Raw genomic sequence first — 16863 nt, 5'->3', positions numbered from 1 at the left:
GACCGTGTGTCATACCCGCACACCATCACCAACAGCAGGTCGACCCCAAAGAAGGGTAATGAACGTGACCGACGATTACATCGACGAAAAAATACCCACCGGATTCGTGCGCCGTCGCGCCGAAGTGAATGATGTTGAGCTCAGCTACCTGATCGGCGGCGACGGTCCGCCGGTGGTGTTGCTGCACGGCTGGCCCCAGACAGCTCTCGCGTGGCGCTTCCTGCTGAGCCCGCTCGCTCACGCGGGATACACGGTGGTCGCCCCGGACCTGCGAGGGGCGGGGAACTCGCAACGTGCCGCGCACGGATACGACAAAGACAATCAGAGTGACGACATTCGTAGTCTGATGCGTCACTTGGGAATACGGGACAAGGTTCGCGTGGTCGGCCACGACATCGGCGGCATGATCGCTTTCTCGTGGGCGCGGCGCCACTAGGAAGAGATCGAACGCCTGGCTCTCCTCGAGCTTGCGGTGCCCGGCTTCGGACTGGAAGAAGCCATGGACGTGGCCCGGGGCGGGCGTTGGCATTTCGGGCTTTTCATGACCCGTGAGGTGCCTGAATTGCTACTCGACGGACATGAACGGGAGTTCTTCGGCTGGTGGTTCGATCACCTTGCCGCCAATCACGAGCCGTTTACGGCCGACGTCCTCGACGAGATCGCCGCCGCCTACACCGGACGGGAGGCGCTGCGCTGCGGTTTCGAGCATTACCGCACGCTGCTCGAGGACGGTCGCGCCAACCGCAGCTGGACTGAGGCTGGGGGAAACCTGACGGTACCGACCATGACCATCGGGGGTGAACTCGCTGTCGGTAGGCGCCTTGGCGACAACCTACGTGCCGTCACGCACGACCTCACCACTGTGACACTGAAGGCCAGTGGCCATTTCGTTTCGGAGGAACAGCCCGAGCAACTGTTGCACGAACTGGTGCCGTTCATGTCAACGACGACGCCCGCCCCGATCACCGAGGCAGAAGCGAAGCAACGCTGCACCGGCGGCAACCGTGATCAGCACGAGCCATGTGGCGGACAAGTCCTTTGACAGGCTTTGCACCGACGCGTACTGCTGTTGTGGATTGGTCATGTCTTCTCCTCTTCAAACGACCGACACAAAGTGATTGTTCACTCACTAACGTCGACAAGGAACACGGGCTTCTATTCCCTCAGGCGAGCTGCGCAATCAGCCCGGGTGCCGAATACCGTGCCCCAGAACTTCGGCCCACCGGTCGGAGATGCCATCGACGCCGGCGGTGACGATCAAATGACAGAGCTGACCATAGGCCATGAACTGCTGAACCTCGTCGTCATTGCCGCCGGAGCGTTCCTGAGCGAACGTCGTCACGTGAGCAATTCCGCTCCGCAACACCTGCCCGATCTCGGGAACATCGGCGACGGACTGCGCATGCACCTGCATCATCAGCAATCGCCGATCACCGATCAACTCGGCGTACGCACCGCCCATAGCATCAAGGATCGCCGCGGGGCTCTGGTCGGCGATCTCCGCACTCTGCCCCAACGTCTGGACGATTTCCTCGTAACACGCCTCCAACGCCGCAGCGAACAGACTCGCCTTACCGGGAAATAACTTGAACACGTACGCCGGAGAAATCTTCGCCTCCCGCGCAACATCGGCGATAGTCGTTCCGTGGAATCCACCGTCCGCGAACTTGGTCAGCGCCGCCGCAATCACAACGGGACGCCGAGATTCGGCAGTAGAGAGAGTTGAACCAGTCGATGCCATAAGAGTGACTATACAATCACCTCTGAGTGAGCACAACTCGACACCGGTGGACGACCGTCGAGATCACCGACCGCGCAAAGTTGATCTCATCAATGAGTGGGTGTACAGTCACTCATAGAAATTCCTTCTACACACGAAGGGGCTTTTTTTCAAACTTATCAATGAGTGAATAATCACTTTCTAGACATTGGGAGTAAGGAACTCATGGTAGAAGTCGCCGTCCCTCGCCGCGTCAGTCCTGCGGCGACCGCAGTTCTGCTGGCAGCATCGACCCTCACGATCATGGCAGCGGCGATCGTTTCGCCGAGTCTGCCGGCCATTCAGTCAGCCTTTCCCGGCGCTTCTCCCCTGGTCGTACGTCAGGTCGTCACGCTCACCTCCGCCGCGATCGCAGTGACGGCACCGTTCGCCGGCGCCCTCATACAACGCATCGGATCCGGCCCGGTACTGGCGGCCGGAATGGCGGCCTATACCCTCGCCGGGACCGCCGGACTCTGGGTAGCCGGAATCGTCGCGCTTCTCGCCTCCCGCATCATTCTTGGCATCGCAGGCGGCATGATCATGACCTCCGTCACCACGACCATCGCCGGTCTGTGGAACGGCCCCGCTCGCGCTCGGATGATGGCCGCGCAGCAAGCATTCGCCAGCCTCGGAGGAGTCGTGTTCCTCCCGCTCGCCGGAATCCTGGCTCCGCTCGGATGGCGCATACCGTTCGCGCTCTATGCAGTCGCCGTCGTCATCCTGCCGTTTGCCCTCGCGGTTCCTCTGCTGCCGCGCCGCCGTATCGCTCCCGCGCCACCGGATTCCGCTCCCCCGCCACCGGATTCCGCTCGCCGCGCGCAGGCTCCGGTCGTCGCCTTGGTGCTGGGCGTTGCGGTGATCGGCACGGCCGTGTTCTTTATGGCCCCCACTCAGATACCGTTCCTTCTCGCCCACGCCGGGCTGCCCCCGGTGCTCTCAGGCGTTGCCGTCGCGGCCAGCACCGCGACCGGGATCGTCGGCGCACTGCTCTTCCCGGCGCTGCGACGTCGCTTCGACTTCGGCGCCATCGCGGCCGGCAGTCTGCTGATGCTCGGGATCGGCTGGATCGTGATCGGCTCCAGCGGATCCGAGACGCCAATAGGCGTCATCGCGGGAGCGCTGGTGGGCGGCATCGGCGTCGGCGCCATTGTGCCCGACCTCAACGTGTGGATGAGCGACGTCGTGTCAGGCCCGCGACGCGCCACCGCGCTCGGAGGCCTGGTCGCCGCCATTTTCGGCGGGCAGTTCCTCTCACCCATGCTCCTCGCACCCATCATCGGTGCGATCGGAATCCGCGGCGCCTTCTTCGCGGCCGCGGCCATATTGGCCATCCTCGCGACGACCGTCGCCACTGTCGGTCGCCGCACTCACCAGAAAAACGAAAGGACAGAACGATGATCTACCACGGCAACCGTTTCACCATGAAGAAGGACGTCACGCCGGAGCAGCGCGAGGAGGCTCTCGACAGCCTCCGCAACCAAGGAGCGTCCATCGATGCGGTGAAAAGCTACGTCGTCGGGCCCGACTTCGGCGGCGACTTCGAGTTTGGCGCAGTCTTCGCGATCGAAGATCTCGAAGGCTACTGGGAGTACCTGATGGCCCCGTCTCACGCACACACGGACCGAATAGGCCTTCCGCTGCTTGAAAAGTTCCACTCCTTCGACATCACGGACGATCCAGACCCCGAGATCGAGAAGAAAATCGCGGACCTGCACCGCCGACGCTACGCCCAGAACGCCGAACTCACGCAACTCGTGCGCGATCTTCCGCTGTACGAGGGGAGTGCCTCACCCGAGTAAAACCTGCCGAAGAAAGATCCCCATTGCGGGAAGTGCCGTCAACCCTGACGAACGCATATCCAATGAAGTTTTCAAGGAGAACCGCCATGCACATCAACAACGCCGTCGTCCTCGTCACCGGCGCCAACCGCGGTATCGGCCGCGCATTCGTCGCCGAGCTGCTCGCCCGCGGTGCCGCAAAGATCTACGCCGCCGCCCGCGACGCTTCCTCGATCGTTGACGACCCGCGCGTCGTACCCGTCGCCCTCGACATCACGAACGCGGACGCCGTCGCCGATGCCGCCTCGTTCGCTGCTGACGTCAACGTGCTCATCAACAACGCCGGCATCACCACGTTCGCTCCTCTTGTGGGCGGAAACCTCGACGATATACGCCGGGAAATGGAAACCAACTACTTCGGGACGCTAGCGATGGTCCGCGCGTTTGCACCCGCGCTGGCCACGAACGGCGGCGGCAGTATTCTCAATGTCTCCTCCGCAGCAGCCTGGCTCGGCCTGGAGCACTCCAACGGCTACGGCGCCTCGAAGGCGGCCGTTTGGGCCATGACGAATGCACTCCGAGTCGAGCTCAGTGGTCAAAATACACAGGTCACGGGGCTATATATGGCGAGCACCGACACCGACATGATTGCCGCCTTCGATATGTCGAAAAATACCCCGCAAGCCGTTGTCATTGCGGCGCTCGACGGGCTCGAAGCAGGCGAGTTGGAGGTTCTGGCCGATGACGAAACCCGCACGGTCAAGGCAACGTTGTCAGCCGACCCGGTGACGACCTACCCGCAGGCTGTGCGCCACATTCACACCCAAGCCGGCTGAAACGGTCCGCTGCCGTGGCCCCGCCCGGCGGGGTCACGGCAGCGCCGGGCGAGCTAAGTAGACGGCTCCTTCAACGTGGTCGCCGATGCCGGCGGGCGGTTCGCAGAGCTGATAGCCGGCTCGTTGGTAGATGCGGATATTGCGCTCGCTTTTCGCCCCGGTGAACAAGACGAACCGGGTTGTCGACTCGGGCGCTAGGTCTTCGCCGGCCTTCAGAAGCCAACGGCCAAGCCCCTGGCCTGCCAGATCGGGTGCCACCATCAGGCGGCCGATCTCCCACGAATTATCAGCCGTGGATTGCCCTCGCACGGCACCGACAAGTCGATTTCCGCGCCGTAGGCAGAGCGTTGCCCATGATTCGGGCCATCGCAACACGTCGTCGACCGTCTCGTGAAGCGCGGGGATATTCAGGGTGTTATTCACGATTGCTTCGGGCACCCAACAGCACTGCTGGAGTACCGTCACTTCTGCTGCATCGCTCGCCTCAAAGGGGGTTAACGTGTATTCAGAAGCTCGACCCATGCGACGTTCGCCTTTCTCGGTATCAATGGTTGGAGCGGATCGTCTGCGCGGCTCTCAACGTATCGCCCCGACCGCGCGGAACACCGCGTGCGGATCAAAACGGTCCTTGACGTCGAGTAGGCGCGGAGCGTTGGGCCCAAAGGCAGCGGCTGTCTGCTCCTCGTCGTCGGGGCCCAGGAGGTTCGGGTATCCGCCGGGCAACGCATGTGTGGCAAGCATTGTGGAGGCGGTCATGGTCCAGTCGGACACAACCCCCGCGGTTTCGATCATTTCAACCATCAGGTGATTGTCCCGCCGTCCGAATGCCGTGCTCTCCACGGCCCGGTGCGCGGCCTCGCCGTGGAAGTGATGAACGTTGAGGAACGATCCGACTTCTCTCCTGGCCGAATACGCCTCAAGCAGCCCTGACGCCACCACCGGGGTGAGAGCCGCGATGTTGCGGGTACGGATCGCGTAATTGGCGCCGTCGGGAAGCATGCCGTCCAACCGGCGCAGCTTGGTCAACGGCGATATCACCGAAACATCGGTGGCCAGCGGCGGCGCAAGTGCGGCGAATTCGTCCATGAACGAGTAACCGTCAGCGATGGGCCCCGACCATGTTGGTGAGACGACAATGGCCGGATCGCCATCGTCGCCCGGCACGATCGAAAGTACTGCGGTGAGATCGTCGGGCGCTCTGTCGACCAGTTCACCATACCCGGCCAGCACCGTCCGTGCGTCCTCGAACGGGAAAGTAAACGAACCCGACAGGATTTCGGCGAGTGGGTGCAACGCCACGTCGATGGAGGTGACGACGCCGAAGTTTCCGCCGCCGCCGCGGAGCGCCCAGAGAAGATCACGGTTGTTTTCCCGACCGGCATGCACGATCTGCCCGTCCGCAAGGACAACCTCCGCGCCGACCAAGTTGTCGGCGGCCAGCCCGAATCGACCGCAGAACGGCCCGTACCCGCCCGCTAAGGTCAGGCCGGTCATTCCCACCGAGCCGACGGTGCCAGTGGCCACCGCGAGGCCGAGGCGGTCGGCGGCAGCGGCCACGTCCTCCGCAGTGGCTCCGCCCTCGACGGTAGCGATCCGGCCGTGCGTCGAGACGTCTCGCATGTTCGTGAGGTCGATGACGAGGCCGTCCGCACGGATGGCCCGCCCGGCCCAGTCGTGCCCGCCGCCACGGACCGACAGGGGTAGGTTGAATTTCCCGGCCGTTCGCACGGCGTGTTGTACGTCGGCGGTCGTCTTACATTGCACCACCATTGCCGGGCGATTATTCACCGCTCCGTTCCATATCGCAGCCGCCTTCGTGAGCCCGGCGGCTTTAGTCACGATTCGGCCCGGGTCGATCCGGCTCGTCAATTCGGTCCGTGCGGCGCCGATCCTCGTGTCCTTTCCGGCGTGTGTCGTCTCCGCGGTGGTCATCGTTGTTGGTCCACCGAGCGAAGAAGGACTTCGTTGACTGCAACGTGCGGAGGTTGGGTGACCGCGTACAAAGTAGCCGCCGCGACGTCGTCCGGCGTCAGCGGCTGCAAAGCCGCGGCAAACTCTTCAACCGCGTCTCGGGTGGGGGAATGGGTGATGTGTGAGCTGATCTCGGTTGCCGTTGCTCCCGGCTCGACCACGACGACCCGCACTCCCCGGGCGGTCACCTCCTGGCGTAGCGACTCCGAGAACGCGTTGACCGCCCATTTGCTGGCGTTGTAAACACCCGTCAGGTACCCCGCGGTCCGGCCGTCGACCCCGGAAATCTGCACGATGGTGCCTTTGTCGCGCAGCAGGTGCGGCAAGGCGGCGTGGGTCATGTACATCACCCCGAGAACGTCGGTGTCGATCATGCGTCGCCAATCATCCACATCGGCGTTCTCGATGGGACCGAGCAACATCACTCCGGCATTGTTCACCAGAACATCGATGCCGCCGAGCCGATCCACACACTGCTCGACGGCGGCTCGGCAAGCCTTCTCATCGGTGACGTCCAGTTCTATCGCGACCGCGGATCCACCCGCGGATTCGATGTCGACGACGAGTTGCTCGAGTAGCCGGCTGCGACGCGCCGCCACCGCGACGACGGCTCCGTTGGAGGCAAGCGTGTGAGCAATGGCCGCCCCGATCCCCGACGAAGCGCCGGTGACGAGAGCGACCTTGCCTTGCAGGGACGGCGGGCTGTCGGCAGAGGAAATTTCAGATGTCATGTCGTCAGCTTCTCGTGTTCGCGCCATCCCGGGCAGACCCCGCTGCAGGGGGACCTCGCAGGGCCAGGCTCATCGGCTGAACACGCGGTATCGTTCACAGCGTGCATACAGAGAACCGACTCGGCGAATTTCTTTTCGCCCGTCGCGGGCGCATCGGCCCCGAGGAAGCGGGGTTCCCGGCGCGGACTCCCGGACGTCGCGTCCCCGGGCTCCGCCGAGAAGAAGTGGCTTCACTTGCCGGGATAAGCGTCGAGTACCTGACGCGTCTGGAGCGCGGCAAAGACCGCTCACCCTCACGTCAAGTGCTTGACACCCTTGCCGCGGCGCTACGCCTCGACTCCGAAGGCGTGCGCTACTTGCATTCGCTGGTGTGGCCGATCGGACACACGCCGGACGCCGACGAAGTTGCGAAGCCGGCCCCGGGACTGGCCCGAGCGCTGGCCCGTTTCGACAACGAGATCGCCTACATCCTCGGCCCGTACTTCGAGATCGTCGCACATAGCCGGGCGGCAGAGGCATTCCTCGGTGAGGCGGCACACGGCAACCAACTCGAATACGTATTCCTGCATCCGGATGCCCCGCGCACATATCCGAACTGGGATGCCGTGGCGCTCGAGGCGGTGGCGGCATTCCGCAGCATGGTCAAGGGACGAGAAGACGACGCGGTGTTGCACGCCACGCTCGGTCGGCTTTCCGCCGGCAGCAACCACTTCCGAAGCCTTTGGGCCCGACACGACGTACATGGACACTCGTCGGGCACCAAGCAAATATTCAATCCGCAATTCGGCACAATGACCGTCTCCTGGGACGCGTTCATGACTGCCTACCCAACCGGGCAAACTCTCGTGCTCTACACCGCTGAGCCCGGCACACAATCGGCGCGCATCCTCGAATCGGTTCGCCAATCGCTCGACTCCTCGACCTCTGGTGCGACGCGCTAGCCGTTGTCGACGCCCCGGCACATTACGCAAACAAGGAGCCACAATGCCCACAGTCAACGACAACAATTATGATTCTTTTGTCGAGCCCAACCACGACCTGCACCAGCTTGTCAGCGCCGAATTGTTCTCGCCCACAGTCGACGAGACACTGTGGTTCTTCAAGGAACTTCTCGGAATGACCGAAGTTCGTCGTGAGGGCGAATCGGTCTACCTGCGTGCCTTTGAAGACTGGTACAGCTATTCCCTCAAGGTCACGTATCGCCAGTCGTGCGGCACCGGACGAACCGTCTGGCGTACGAGCGCACCGGCTGCCCTGGACCGTCGTGTCGATGCCATCGAACGATACGGGATCAAGGGCTCCTGGGACGACGGCGACTTTGCTCAGGGCCCTACCTACAGCTTCACGGACACGGCGGGCCACCACCATTCGCTGCTGTGGGACTTGGACTATTATCGGCCGCCGGAAAGCCAGAAGAGCGACCTGCTCAGCCGTCCGCAAAAGCGTCCAACCCGAGGTATCCCGGTGCGCCGCCTGGACCACGTGAACCACCTCGTCGACGATGTGACCACGAATCGCGAATTTCTCCGCGACACACTGGGGTTCCGGCTGCGCGAGAATATCGTTGACCGGAACGGCCGGGAGGGTGCGGCGTGGATGAGCGTCAGTCCGCTTGTGCACGAGATCGCGAACCTCGGAGATCAGTCCGGCCAGTCCGCGAACGGCAATGGTCGTCTGCATCACCTCGCGTTCTGGTACGGCTACCCGCAGCACCTGGACGACCTGGCGGACCTGTGTGTGGAGAACGGGGTCGAGATCGAAGCCGGGCCAGGCAAACACGGAGTCAGCCAGGCGAAGTTCCTGTACGTGTTCGAGCCCGGCGGCAACCGCATCGAGCTGTTCGGCGACGCGGGATATCTCATCTTCGACCCGAATTGGAAGCCCGTGACCTGGACCGAGGAGAACGTCGACACGGCCGTCATCTGGTACGGTTCACCGCTGCCTACGGAGTACTTCCTCTACGGCACACCGAACAATGGCCCTACCAACTACCGGACGCCGAACGACCTCATGGCGATATCGCGCCCTCGATGAGTCACCGAGCCGTCTTGTGAATCGGCTATTCGAGCCCGACAAGCGCTTCCGGGTTGTCCACCGTGACGACCAGTCGATCGAAGTGTTCGCCTTTGAGATCGAACACCACCGCCGGGTTTGCACCGTGACAGACCGCGAACGTCCGCCGATCGGGCTCGCGGAAAGTTCCGACAAGGATCATTCCGGGCAGTCCGGTGCCGGGTAAGCGCACACCGTGCACTTCGGCCAGCCCATCGGGCACTTCGTGTATCCCGACGATCGCCGACCGGGCAACACTGACATCTCCGTGCAGAGCCTCGACTTTCTCCAGCGCCGACAAGGAAACGGTGACGGTGTCGTCGTCCATGAGTATGTTCGCCATGCCCCGATATTAATCCGAGACGGCACGGGCTCCGTGCGGCGATAATGGAGCAATGCTGCGTCCGTTCCGCGAAATCCTTTCCCTTCCCGGAGCTCTCGCATTTTCTGCCGCCGGCTTGCTGGCCCGATTGCCGATTTCGATGATCAGCCTGGGCGCGATCGTGCTGGTGTCGTACACCAGCGGTTCGTACAGCTTGGCCGGCGCCGTCGCGGCAGCGTTCATGATCGCCCGAGCCGTGTGCTCGCCGTCCCTTGCCCGGTTCGTCGACCGACACGGACAGCGGAAGGTCATGGTGCCGGCCGCCGTCGTGCATTCCCTGGCGCTCGCCGGGCTGATCGCTGCTGCGATAGTCGAACTCGACGCTTGGGTGCTCATCCTGGCGGCCGTGATCGCCGGTGCTGCCGTCGGATCCGTCGGTTCGCTCGTTCGCGCCCGGTGGGTGCACGTGACGGCAAACCCGGCGCAGCGGCACACCGCGTTCTCGTGGGAGGCCATGGTCGACGAGATGGTCTTCATGATCGGCCCGATCCTTGTCACAACCCTGGCCGCCCGGATCCATCCAGCGGCAGGCATGGTCACCGCCCTGCTGGCCGTGGCCGTCGGCAGCACGATCTTGTATTCGCAGCGCAGTACCGAGCCGGCGCCTACCGGGTCGAAGTCCGGGACCGGCGGATCGGTCCTGCGCATCCCCGCCGTGCTCGTCGTGATTTTCGCGTTCATCTTCGCCGGCTCGGGCCTTGGAGCCGTGGACGTCGTAGTCGTCGCCTATACGCGTGAGCTGGGGATCGCCGGGTACTCCGGCCTCCTACTCGCCGTGCTGGCACTCGGCTCTCTGCTCGCCGGGTTCGTCTATGGCTCGGTGCAGTGGAAGTCGAAGGACGGCGTCCGCCTCATCGTCACGCTTGCACTCTTGGCCGTCATGTCGGCCGGGCTGCCGCTATCGGGCAACGTGTTCTTCGTGACGGCCACACTCTTCGGCATCGGCATCTCGGTCGCCCCGACCATCATCGGCGGAAACGCAGTAGTGCAGGCGTACGCCCGGCCCGAGCAGTTGACCGAAGCCCTCGCCTGGATCAGCACGGCGCTGGGCATCGGTATCTCGGCCGGGTCGGCCGTCGCCGGTCAAGCCGTCGACGCCTTTGACGCGCACACGGCGTTCCTCGTCGTGCCGGGCTTCTCGGTCGTCGCCATGCTCACGGGTTTTGTCGGCGCGAGGCCGCTGCTGCAGCGTCCGGAGGCTTCCTGACGGAGAGCGGGAGGCAAGACGCTCAGCCCGGCTGCACGGCGTCGTACCATCGTGAAACGCGCCGTGGCGTCGGGAACGCGTCGTCATGACGGCGCGTTCCCGACGCCACGGCGCGTTTTGCCTGGCGTTTCCCGGTGAGTCAGGCGCTTTCGATGAATTCCGTCGATTTGGCGATGGCGAATCCCCACGCCTCCGCCGGCGTGACCTTCGGAGGCAAGGACACTTCGTCCGGATTGGTCACGACGTCCAGCAATACCGGCCCGTCGGTGTCCAAGGCTTCGCGGACTGCGTCGTCAAGGCTGTCCGGGTCCGTCACGCGCGTCGACTTCACTCCCATGGCGGTAGCGACCTCGGCGATGTTCGGGTTGTCCAGTTCGGTTCCGAACTCGGGCAGCCCGCCTTCCTCCTGCTCGAGTTTCACCATGCCGAGTCGTCCGTTGTTGTGCACGACGAACTTCACCGGCAGCCCGTAGGTGACAGCTGTACGTAAATCGCCCAACAACATCATCAGGCCACCATCGCCGCAACACGCGATCACCTGACGATGGCGATCGAGCGCCTGCGCTCCCAGGGCTTGCGGCATCGCGTTCGCCATTGAGCCCAAGTTGTACGAACCGAGCAGGCGACGGTCGCCCGTCATCGTAACGAAGCGGGAAAGCCACACGGTGGACATGCCGGTGTCGGTGGTGAAAATGGCGTCGGACGCGGCGTGCTCATGCAGTGCTGCAGCGACGATCTCCGGTCGGATCCGTTCGTCCGGGTTGTCGCCGATGCTGCGAATCTTACCGAGAATCGAGTCGTCATGATCCGGATCGGCGAGCTTGTTCTGATGCTTCTGCCAAGTGGCAAACGATTTGCGCGCCTTCTCCAGATGTTTGGCCGACCTATCGCCGGCGAGACGCTTCAGCAGCTCCTTCACGGTCGGTTGCACATGGCCGACGAGCGAGTGTTGCACCCCGACGCGGCGTCCTATGTGCTCGATACGATTGTCGAGTTGAATAACCGTCTTATCCTTCGGATACCAGTTCCGATACGGGAAATCGGTGCCCAGCATCACGAGCACATCCGCGTCGTCGAGTGCCTTCGCGGCCGCGGGGTTACCGATCAGGCCGGTCTGGCCGACCTGATAGGGGTTGTCCTTTTCCAGCCCTTCCTTCGCCTTCAACGTGACAACCATTGGCGATTGCAGCCGCTCTGCGAGCTCCAGCACTTCACCGCGAGCATCGCGAGCGCCCATCCCCACCAGCAACGTCACGTTCTCGGCCTCATTCAGGACGTCCGCCGCCGCGGATACCTGCACGTCGGGGGCGGCGGCCGGTGCCGCATACGGGGCGAACTGCGGACGACGGGCATTTTCCACGTCGAGGCTGCCCACATCTCCGGGGACCGTCAGCACCGCAACCCCTTCCTCCGCCATTGCCGCGTTGACCGCCTGCTCAAGCAGATACGGCATCTGACTCGCCGCAGTGACGGTATGGGCGAACACCGCGACGTCGCTGAACAACACGTCATTGTTCACTTCCTGGAAGAAGTCGCTGCCGATGTCCGGCGTGGGTACTTGACCGCAAATGGCCAGCACGGGGGCATGCGACTTCTTCGCGTCGTACAACCCGTTCAACAAGTGCACCGATCCCGGCCCGACGGTTCCCATGCACACTCCGAGCCTGCCCGTCAGCTGTGCTTGCGCGCCGGCCGCAAAAGCAGCGGCCTCCTCGTGCCGGACGCCGATCCATTCGATCTCGTCGTTCCTGCGGATGGCGTCGGTTATCGGATTCAGAGCGTCGCCTACCACGCCCCAAGCGGTTGTCACCTTGTGCTGGCTCAGTGCGTCGACGATTTGCTCGGCAACTGTTGTCATGACGTCTTCTCCTCAATGCTTCGGCGATTGTCACGCAAAGGTGTCACAGCTGGCGGATTCCCAATCCGACCGCCACGATTTCGGTGCATCGGTCAGGAGCTGACCGAACTCGAGCCATTCGTAGAGCTCGGCGTATGAGAGGTTCTGGGTCGGAGAGACGTTTCTGCGCAGTTGGTGCGGCGTCAACGTGCCCGGATCATACGTACCCATCGACGCCATGATCTTGGCGGCTTGCTGCACTGTCGCTTCCTGGTATTGCTTCACCCGGACGCTCTTATCGGGAACCACGAGGGCACGGGCGCGCCGCGGATCCTGAGTCGCCACCCCGACCGGACACTTACCGGTATGACACAACTGTGCCTGAATACAGCCAACGGCCATCATCATGCTTCGCGCCGAATTCGTATAGTCGGCCCCCTGAATGAGTCGCTTGACGATGTCGTTGCCGGCCGCCACCTTTCCGCTGGCGCCCACCCGCACCTTGTCGCGCAGTCCAGCTCCGACGAGCGCGTTGTGCACAATCATCAGGCCGTCGGTCAACGGCGTCCCGACGTGATCCTCGTATTCCAGCGGCGCTGCCCCGGTACCACCCTCGGAACCGTCGACGATGATGAAATCGGGCGCCGTACCTACCTCAATCATCGCCTTGCACATGGCCAATACGTGTCGACGCGAGCTGACGCACAGCTTGAATCCGGCGGGCTTTCCACCGGACATCTCACGCATTCGCGCGATGAATTCGATCAACTCGGTCGGCGTATGAAAGACCTTGTGTCCGGGTGGGCTCACGCATTTTTGCCCCTCGGGGATGCCGCGCGTTCGAGCGATCTCAGCGTTGACCTTCGCGGCCGGCAGCACACCGCCGATGCCCGGCTTGGCTCCTTGACTCAATTTCAGCGACACACATTTCACCTGGTCGTGAGCCGCATTCTCCTTGAATTGTTCCGGGTCGAAATCGCCGTCCTTCGTGCGCGTACTGAAATAGCCCGATCCGATCTCCCAGACCAGGTCCCCGCCGTTTTCAAGGTGATACGGGGACAGTCCGCCCTCGCCGGTGTCGTGGGCGAACCCACCCATTTTCGCACCGGCATTCAGGGCGCGGATGGCATTTGCGGACAGCGACCCGAAACTCATGGCCGACACGTTCATCAACGCCATGTTGTAGGGCCTGCTGCAATCCGGTCCGCCAACGTTCACCCGCGGCACTTCTTTTGGCTCGTCCAGCGGCACCGGCGAATGGACGAGGTACTCGTATCCGGTCGCATTGACGTCGCGTTCAGTGCCGAAGGCCTGTTCCCCGTGAATGCCTTTGGCGCGCTGATACACGACCGAGCGAATATCGCGGTCGAACGGGCGACCGTCCCAGTTTCGTTCGATGAAGTATTGCTGCAGTTCCGGGCGGACACTCTCCAGCAGGTAGCGCATATGGCCGATGATGGGATAGTTGCGCAGTACCGAATGCTTCTTTTGGAGCAGGTCATAGATTCCGACGCCCAAGAACGCCAACAGGACGACCACGACGACCAGCCAGGCCCATGAGCCGATGATCGCCGCCCAGCCGACTATGACTATTACTACGGCGAGAATCGTGATGATGAGAAATCTACCCATTGCGTGTCCTCCACCTCGTGGCCTGCTACTCGCCGTGTTTGTCGATCCTACGTCCAAGAGCTCGGTCGAACCGGTCGAGGGCACCTCCCACGTGCGGTTTGGCGTCCTCCGGCAATTTCAGGCAGGCCGCGCGGCGTCGTACCAGCGTAGGACGCGCTTCGCCCGCAACGTGTTCCACCGGCTCGGCTTACCATCGCCGTCTTCAAGTTCGAAGTGCACGAGACCCGGGTGCGTATTCTCCAGCGCCCAGGTGCCATCGGGCCGGCGCTTGGAGCGCACGTGCTCAACTGCTTCGGCGAGCCGTGGATCGGGCGTACCGCCAACTGTCCGGAAGTAGTCGAGCCCACGCAAAACGTCGTAATGCCAATGCGTGGGGAACGAGAACTGCAACCAGTCTCCGTCGACGACCTCTCCGGTGCTTGCTCGGCGGAACAGGCCGCGCGTCAGCAGATATTCCTCACCACGCCGCCGCGCATCGGCAACGGGCACCTGTCCGCCGGCGCGCTCGTATTCCAGCAGGCCATCCAACACGCAGATCGTGGAATGGAACGACGATCTGATCGACCCGTTCTCGGCCTCGCAGTTCCAGCCGCCGTCCTCGAGCTGCTCCCCGATCAGCCGCTGGGCGACACCGTCGACGTTTTCCCCGAAGTACGCACCGACCGCGACAGTGTCGCCGTTGATGCACGGTTCCACCTCGCCGTCAAAGAATCGCTGACCGGCATGCTCCCACGTCGATTGTTCCCGGACGCCGTTCACCGCCTCGCGCACCGCGCGGTCCGCCGGGTCGATGCCGAATTCTCGCAACAGGCGCAACGTGGGCATCGTGGCGACCCACGGTTGACCGTCCGGGTCGCCAACGGCCGGGCCGGTCGGTCGCCAGCCCCGGCCGGGGAAGCAGGCGCCGCCCGCCCACTGGCCGTCGTCCTGCAGGTCGAGCAGCCGCCTGCCCCACCCGGTCTCCGCCACGCGGGCGCGTTCGGCCGTGACGGCGGCGGCCGATGCGTCGGTCAGGTCGCGAAGCGCTTGCCACGTGATCGCCGGATCGGCGTCCAGCAGCCATGTCGTCACGTTGTCTTGTGAAGCTGTGTCAGTATTCATGCTCGCGACACTAACCCCAATTCCGGACGGAATACTTCCGGTACTTCAGCCACCGCGTGAGAGATTCGGTACGGGCACCTCATGTCTCGCACAAGCTTCCCCATGCCGTGCCGGCGGTGTCCACACCGTGGGATCGCCGGCGCGCCCCTCGCGCTCGCTGCCAAGATGGACGCGCAACTTTCCCCAATGCAGTCAGGTAGTTCCGACAATGCCCCTCGTCATCGTCGCGGCAGCGATAGTCGTATTGCTGCTCCTCATCATCAAATTCAAGGTTCACACGTTCATAGCCCTGGTGATCGTCTCGTTCCTCACGGCTATCGCTCTCGGGATGCCCGTGTCGAAAATCGTCGAATCGATCGAAGGAGGATTCGGCGACACCCTCGCCTCCGTCGGGCTCATCTTCGGGTTCGGCGCGATCCTCGGCAAGCTGATCGCCGATTCCGGAGGCGCCCAACGCATCGCCGAAACTCTTGTCGGCAAGTTCGGACAGCGCTACATCCAGTGGGCCGTCGTCCTCGTGGCCCTCATTCTCGGCGTCGCGCTCTTCTTCGAGGTCGGCATCGTGCTGCTAGTGCCCATCGTGTACCAGATGGCCAAGCAGGTGAAGCTGCCGCTGATGTACCTCGGCCTGCCCATGGCCACCGGCCTGTCCGTCATGCATGGGTTCCTCCCGCCGCACCCCGGGCCGACGGTGATCGCTGCCCAATACCACGCCAATCTCGGCATGGTCCTGCTCTACGGCGTCATCATCGCCATTCCCACGGTCGTCATCGCCGGACCGTTGTTCACCGCGGTGGCCCGCAAATACGCGCCCGGCGCCTTCGCCATGAACAAAAAGGCCGGCGTCCTGGCCACCATCGGCGACGCCGAACAACGCGACCTGGAGGACACTCCCGGATTCGGCATCAGTGCCCTGACCGCCCTCTTCCCGGTCATCCTCATGATGATCGCCACCATCACCGACCTCGTCCGACAGGCCGCCGGCGTCGACGACAATCTCGCCTTCCGCATCGTCGCCATGATCGGCAAACCCAGCACCGTCATGCTCATTTCGGTGCTCTTCGCCGTCTACACCATGGGTATCCACCGCAAGATCCCCATGTCCAAGCTGATGGAATCGGCCGAATCGTCAGTCAAGGCCGTCGGCATGCTGCTGCTGATCATCGGCGTCAGCGGCTCGCTCAAGGAAGTACTGATCAACGGCGGCGTCGGCGATTACGTTGCCGACATGTTCGCCGGGAGCACTCTCTCCCCGCTGCTACTTGCGTGGATCATCGCCTCGGTCGTGCGCATCGCCCAAGGGTCGGCGACAGTTGCCGCGCTCACCACTGCCGGCCTGGTGATTCCGCTCGTCCAGGACTCCGACGTGAATCTCGCTCTCATCACCTTGGCCACCGGCGCCGGCAGCCTCATTGCCTCACACGTCAACGACACCGGGTTCTGGATCGTCAAGGAAAGCTTCGGCCTCTCGGTCAAGGAAACCCTTGCCACCTGGACGGTACTTGAAACCGTCATCGCCGTTTGCGGTCTCGGCTTCGTGCTCCTGCTCGGACTCTTCGTCTGACTGCCGTCGA

17 protein-coding genes are annotated in these 16863 nt (G+C 63.3%); 9 read left to right on the top strand and 8 right to left on the bottom strand.

Annotated elements, in window-relative coordinates:
- Positions 1–58: 58 nt before the first annotated feature.
- Entirely contained in the window at positions 59–436 is a 378-nt protein-coding gene (locus BJY26_RS05915) for an alpha/beta fold hydrolase (protein ID WP_179426531.1), read from the top strand.
- Positions 437–499: 63 nt separating this feature from the next.
- Positions 500–1042, top strand: a complete 543-nt coding sequence (locus BJY26_RS05910) for an alpha/beta fold hydrolase (protein ID WP_179426529.1) — start codon at positions 500–502, stop codon at positions 1040–1042.
- 138 nt (positions 1043–1180) lie between these two features.
- Here the strand turns inward: BJY26_RS05910 and BJY26_RS05905 are convergent, their stop codons facing one another.
- The gene (locus tag BJY26_RS05905) at positions 1181–1741 is read right to left on the bottom strand and encodes a TetR/AcrR family transcriptional regulator (RefSeq protein WP_179426527.1); all 561 of its coding nucleotides are present in this window, start codon (positions 1739–1741) and stop codon (positions 1181–1183) included.
- Between the two features lie 204 nt (positions 1742–1945).
- On the opposite strand from BJY26_RS05905, the gene BJY26_RS05900 reads away from it, so the two are divergent.
- The 3 genes from BJY26_RS05900 (at position 1946) to BJY26_RS05890 (ending at position 4376) form a co-directional block, all read left to right on the top strand.
- Entirely contained in the window at positions 1946–3160 is a 1215-nt protein-coding gene (locus tag BJY26_RS05900) for an MFS transporter (protein ID WP_179426525.1), read from the top strand.
- Entirely contained in the window at positions 3157–3561 is a 405-nt protein-coding gene (locus BJY26_RS05895) for a Dabb family protein (protein ID WP_179426523.1), read from the top strand. Before BJY26_RS05900 ends, BJY26_RS05895 begins: the two co-directional genes overlap by 4 nt.
- Positions 3562–3647: 86 nt before the next feature.
- Positions 3648–4376 carry an SDR family oxidoreductase gene (locus BJY26_RS05890; protein ID WP_179426521.1) on the top strand — a complete coding sequence of 243 codons (729 nt, stop codon included), beginning with the start codon at positions 3648–3650 and terminating at the stop codon, positions 4374–4376.
- Between the two features lie 33 nt (positions 4377–4409).
- On the opposite strand, the gene BJY26_RS05885 is transcribed toward BJY26_RS05890, so the two are convergent.
- The 3 genes from BJY26_RS05885 to BJY26_RS05875 form a co-directional block, all read right to left on the bottom strand.
- A complete protein-coding gene (locus BJY26_RS05885; RefSeq protein WP_237248917.1) occupies positions 4410–4799 on the bottom strand; it encodes a GNAT family N-acetyltransferase in 390 nt (129 codons plus the stop codon).
- A gap of 153 nt (positions 4800–4952) precedes the next feature.
- Positions 4953–6308 (bottom strand): FAD-binding oxidoreductase, encoded by a 1356-nt coding sequence (locus tag BJY26_RS05880; RefSeq protein ID WP_179426517.1) that lies wholly within the window; start codon positions 6306–6308, stop codon positions 4953–4955.
- Entirely contained in the window at positions 6305–7078 is a 774-nt protein-coding gene (locus BJY26_RS05875) for an SDR family NAD(P)-dependent oxidoreductase (RefSeq protein ID WP_179426515.1), read from the bottom strand. Before BJY26_RS05875 ends, BJY26_RS05880 begins: the two co-directional genes overlap by 4 nt.
- A gap of 101 nt (positions 7079–7179) precedes the next feature.
- On the opposite strand from BJY26_RS05875, the gene BJY26_RS05870 reads away from it, so the two are divergent.
- Together BJY26_RS05870 and BJY26_RS05865 are read left to right on the top strand one after the other, a co-directional pair.
- Positions 7180–8019 carry a helix-turn-helix domain-containing protein gene (locus tag BJY26_RS05870; RefSeq protein WP_179426513.1) on the top strand — a complete coding sequence of 280 codons (840 nt, stop codon included), beginning with the start codon at positions 7180–7182 and terminating at the stop codon, positions 8017–8019.
- 43 nt (positions 8020–8062) lie between these two features.
- Positions 8063–9112 (top strand): VOC family protein, encoded by a 1050-nt coding sequence (locus BJY26_RS05865; protein WP_179426511.1) that lies wholly within the window; start codon positions 8063–8065, stop codon positions 9110–9112.
- A gap of 25 nt (positions 9113–9137) precedes the next feature.
- Here BJY26_RS05865 and BJY26_RS05860 read toward each other — a convergent pair whose 3' ends face one another.
- Positions 9138–9473, bottom strand: coding sequence for a hypothetical protein (locus BJY26_RS05860; RefSeq protein WP_179426509.1), 336 nt, complete (start codon positions 9471–9473; stop codon positions 9138–9140).
- A 52-nt stretch (positions 9474–9525) separates the two neighbouring features.
- On the opposite strand from BJY26_RS05860, the gene BJY26_RS05855 reads away from it, so the two are divergent.
- A complete protein-coding gene (locus BJY26_RS05855) occupies positions 9526–10719 on the top strand; it encodes an MFS transporter (RefSeq protein ID WP_179426507.1) in 1194 nt (397 codons plus the stop codon).
- A gap of 139 nt (positions 10720–10858) precedes the next feature.
- On the opposite strand, the gene BJY26_RS05850 is transcribed toward BJY26_RS05855, so the two are convergent.
- From BJY26_RS05850 to BJY26_RS05840, 3 genes are all read right to left on the bottom strand, one after another.
- Positions 10859–12577: a thiamine pyrophosphate-dependent enzyme gene (locus BJY26_RS05850; RefSeq protein WP_179426506.1), complete on the bottom strand. Its 1719-nt coding sequence runs from the start codon at positions 12575–12577 to the stop codon at positions 10859–10861.
- A 30-nt stretch (positions 12578–12607) separates the two neighbouring features.
- Positions 12608–14188 (bottom strand): FMN-binding glutamate synthase family protein, encoded by a 1581-nt coding sequence (locus BJY26_RS05845; protein WP_179426505.1) that lies wholly within the window; start codon positions 14186–14188, stop codon positions 12608–12610.
- Positions 14189–14305: 117 nt separating this feature from the next.
- Positions 14306–15289 carry a hypothetical protein gene (locus BJY26_RS05840; RefSeq protein ID WP_179426504.1) on the bottom strand — a complete coding sequence of 328 codons (984 nt, stop codon included), beginning with the start codon at positions 15287–15289 and terminating at the stop codon, positions 14306–14308.
- Between the two features lie 208 nt (positions 15290–15497).
- Between BJY26_RS05840 and BJY26_RS05835 the strand changes: the two genes are divergently transcribed.
- Complete coding sequence (locus BJY26_RS05835; protein ID WP_179426503.1) at positions 15498–16853, top strand: gluconate:H+ symporter; 1356 nt, start codon at positions 15498–15500, stop codon at positions 16851–16853.
- The last annotated feature ends 10 nt before the right edge of the window (positions 16854–16863 follow it).

The organism is Spelaeicoccus albus, from assembly GCF_013409065.1.
GTDB lineage: Bacteria > Actinomycetota > Actinomycetes > Actinomycetales > Brevibacteriaceae > Spelaeicoccus > Spelaeicoccus albus.
Note: the sequence above shows the minus strand (reverse complement) of the source record. Positions and strands in the feature narration are given on the sequence as shown.

What these genes read in the sequence shown, in the direction of transcription:
- BJY26_RS05915 (WP_179426531.1), top strand. Translation starts at nt 59, where the DNA reads ATGAACGTGACCGACGATTACATCGACGAAAAAATACCCACCGGATTC.
- BJY26_RS05910 (WP_179426529.1), top strand. Translation starts at nt 500, where the DNA reads ATGGACGTGGCCCGGGGCGGGCGTTGGCATTTCGGGCTTTTCATGACC.
- BJY26_RS05905 (WP_179426527.1), bottom strand. Translation starts at nt 1,741, where the DNA reads ATGGCATCGACTGGTTCAACTCTCTCTACTGCCGAATCTCGGCGTCCC.
- BJY26_RS05900 (WP_179426525.1), top strand. Translation starts at nt 1,946, where the DNA reads ATGGTAGAAGTCGCCGTCCCTCGCCGCGTCAGTCCTGCGGCGACCGCA.
- BJY26_RS05895 (WP_179426523.1), top strand. Translation starts at nt 3,157, where the DNA reads ATGATCTACCACGGCAACCGTTTCACCATGAAGAAGGACGTCACGCCG.
- BJY26_RS05890 (WP_179426521.1), top strand. Translation starts at nt 3,648, where the DNA reads ATGCACATCAACAACGCCGTCGTCCTCGTCACCGGCGCCAACCGCGGT.
- BJY26_RS05880 (WP_179426517.1), bottom strand. Translation starts at nt 6,308, where the DNA reads ATGACCACCGCGGAGACGACACACGCCGGAAAGGACACGAGGATCGGC.
- BJY26_RS05875 (WP_179426515.1), bottom strand. Translation starts at nt 7,078, where the DNA reads ATGACATCTGAAATTTCCTCTGCCGACAGCCCGCCGTCCCTGCAAGGC.
- BJY26_RS05865 (WP_179426511.1), top strand. Translation starts at nt 8,063, where the DNA reads ATGCCCACAGTCAACGACAACAATTATGATTCTTTTGTCGAGCCCAAC.
- BJY26_RS05860 (WP_179426509.1), bottom strand. Translation starts at nt 9,473, where the DNA reads ATGGCGAACATACTCATGGACGACGACACCGTCACCGTTTCCTTGTCG.
- BJY26_RS05855 (WP_179426507.1), top strand. Translation starts at nt 9,526, where the DNA reads ATGCTGCGTCCGTTCCGCGAAATCCTTTCCCTTCCCGGAGCTCTCGCA.
- BJY26_RS05850 (WP_179426506.1), bottom strand. Translation starts at nt 12,577, where the DNA reads ATGACAACAGTTGCCGAGCAAATCGTCGACGCACTGAGCCAGCACAAG.
- BJY26_RS05845 (WP_179426505.1), bottom strand. Translation starts at nt 14,188, where the DNA reads ATGGGTAGATTTCTCATCATCACGATTCTCGCCGTAGTAATAGTCATA.
- BJY26_RS05840 (WP_179426504.1), bottom strand. Translation starts at nt 15,289, where the DNA reads ATGAATACTGACACAGCTTCACAAGACAACGTGACGACATGGCTGCTG.
- BJY26_RS05835 (WP_179426503.1), top strand. Translation starts at nt 15,498, where the DNA reads ATGCCCCTCGTCATCGTCGCGGCAGCGATAGTCGTATTGCTGCTCCTC.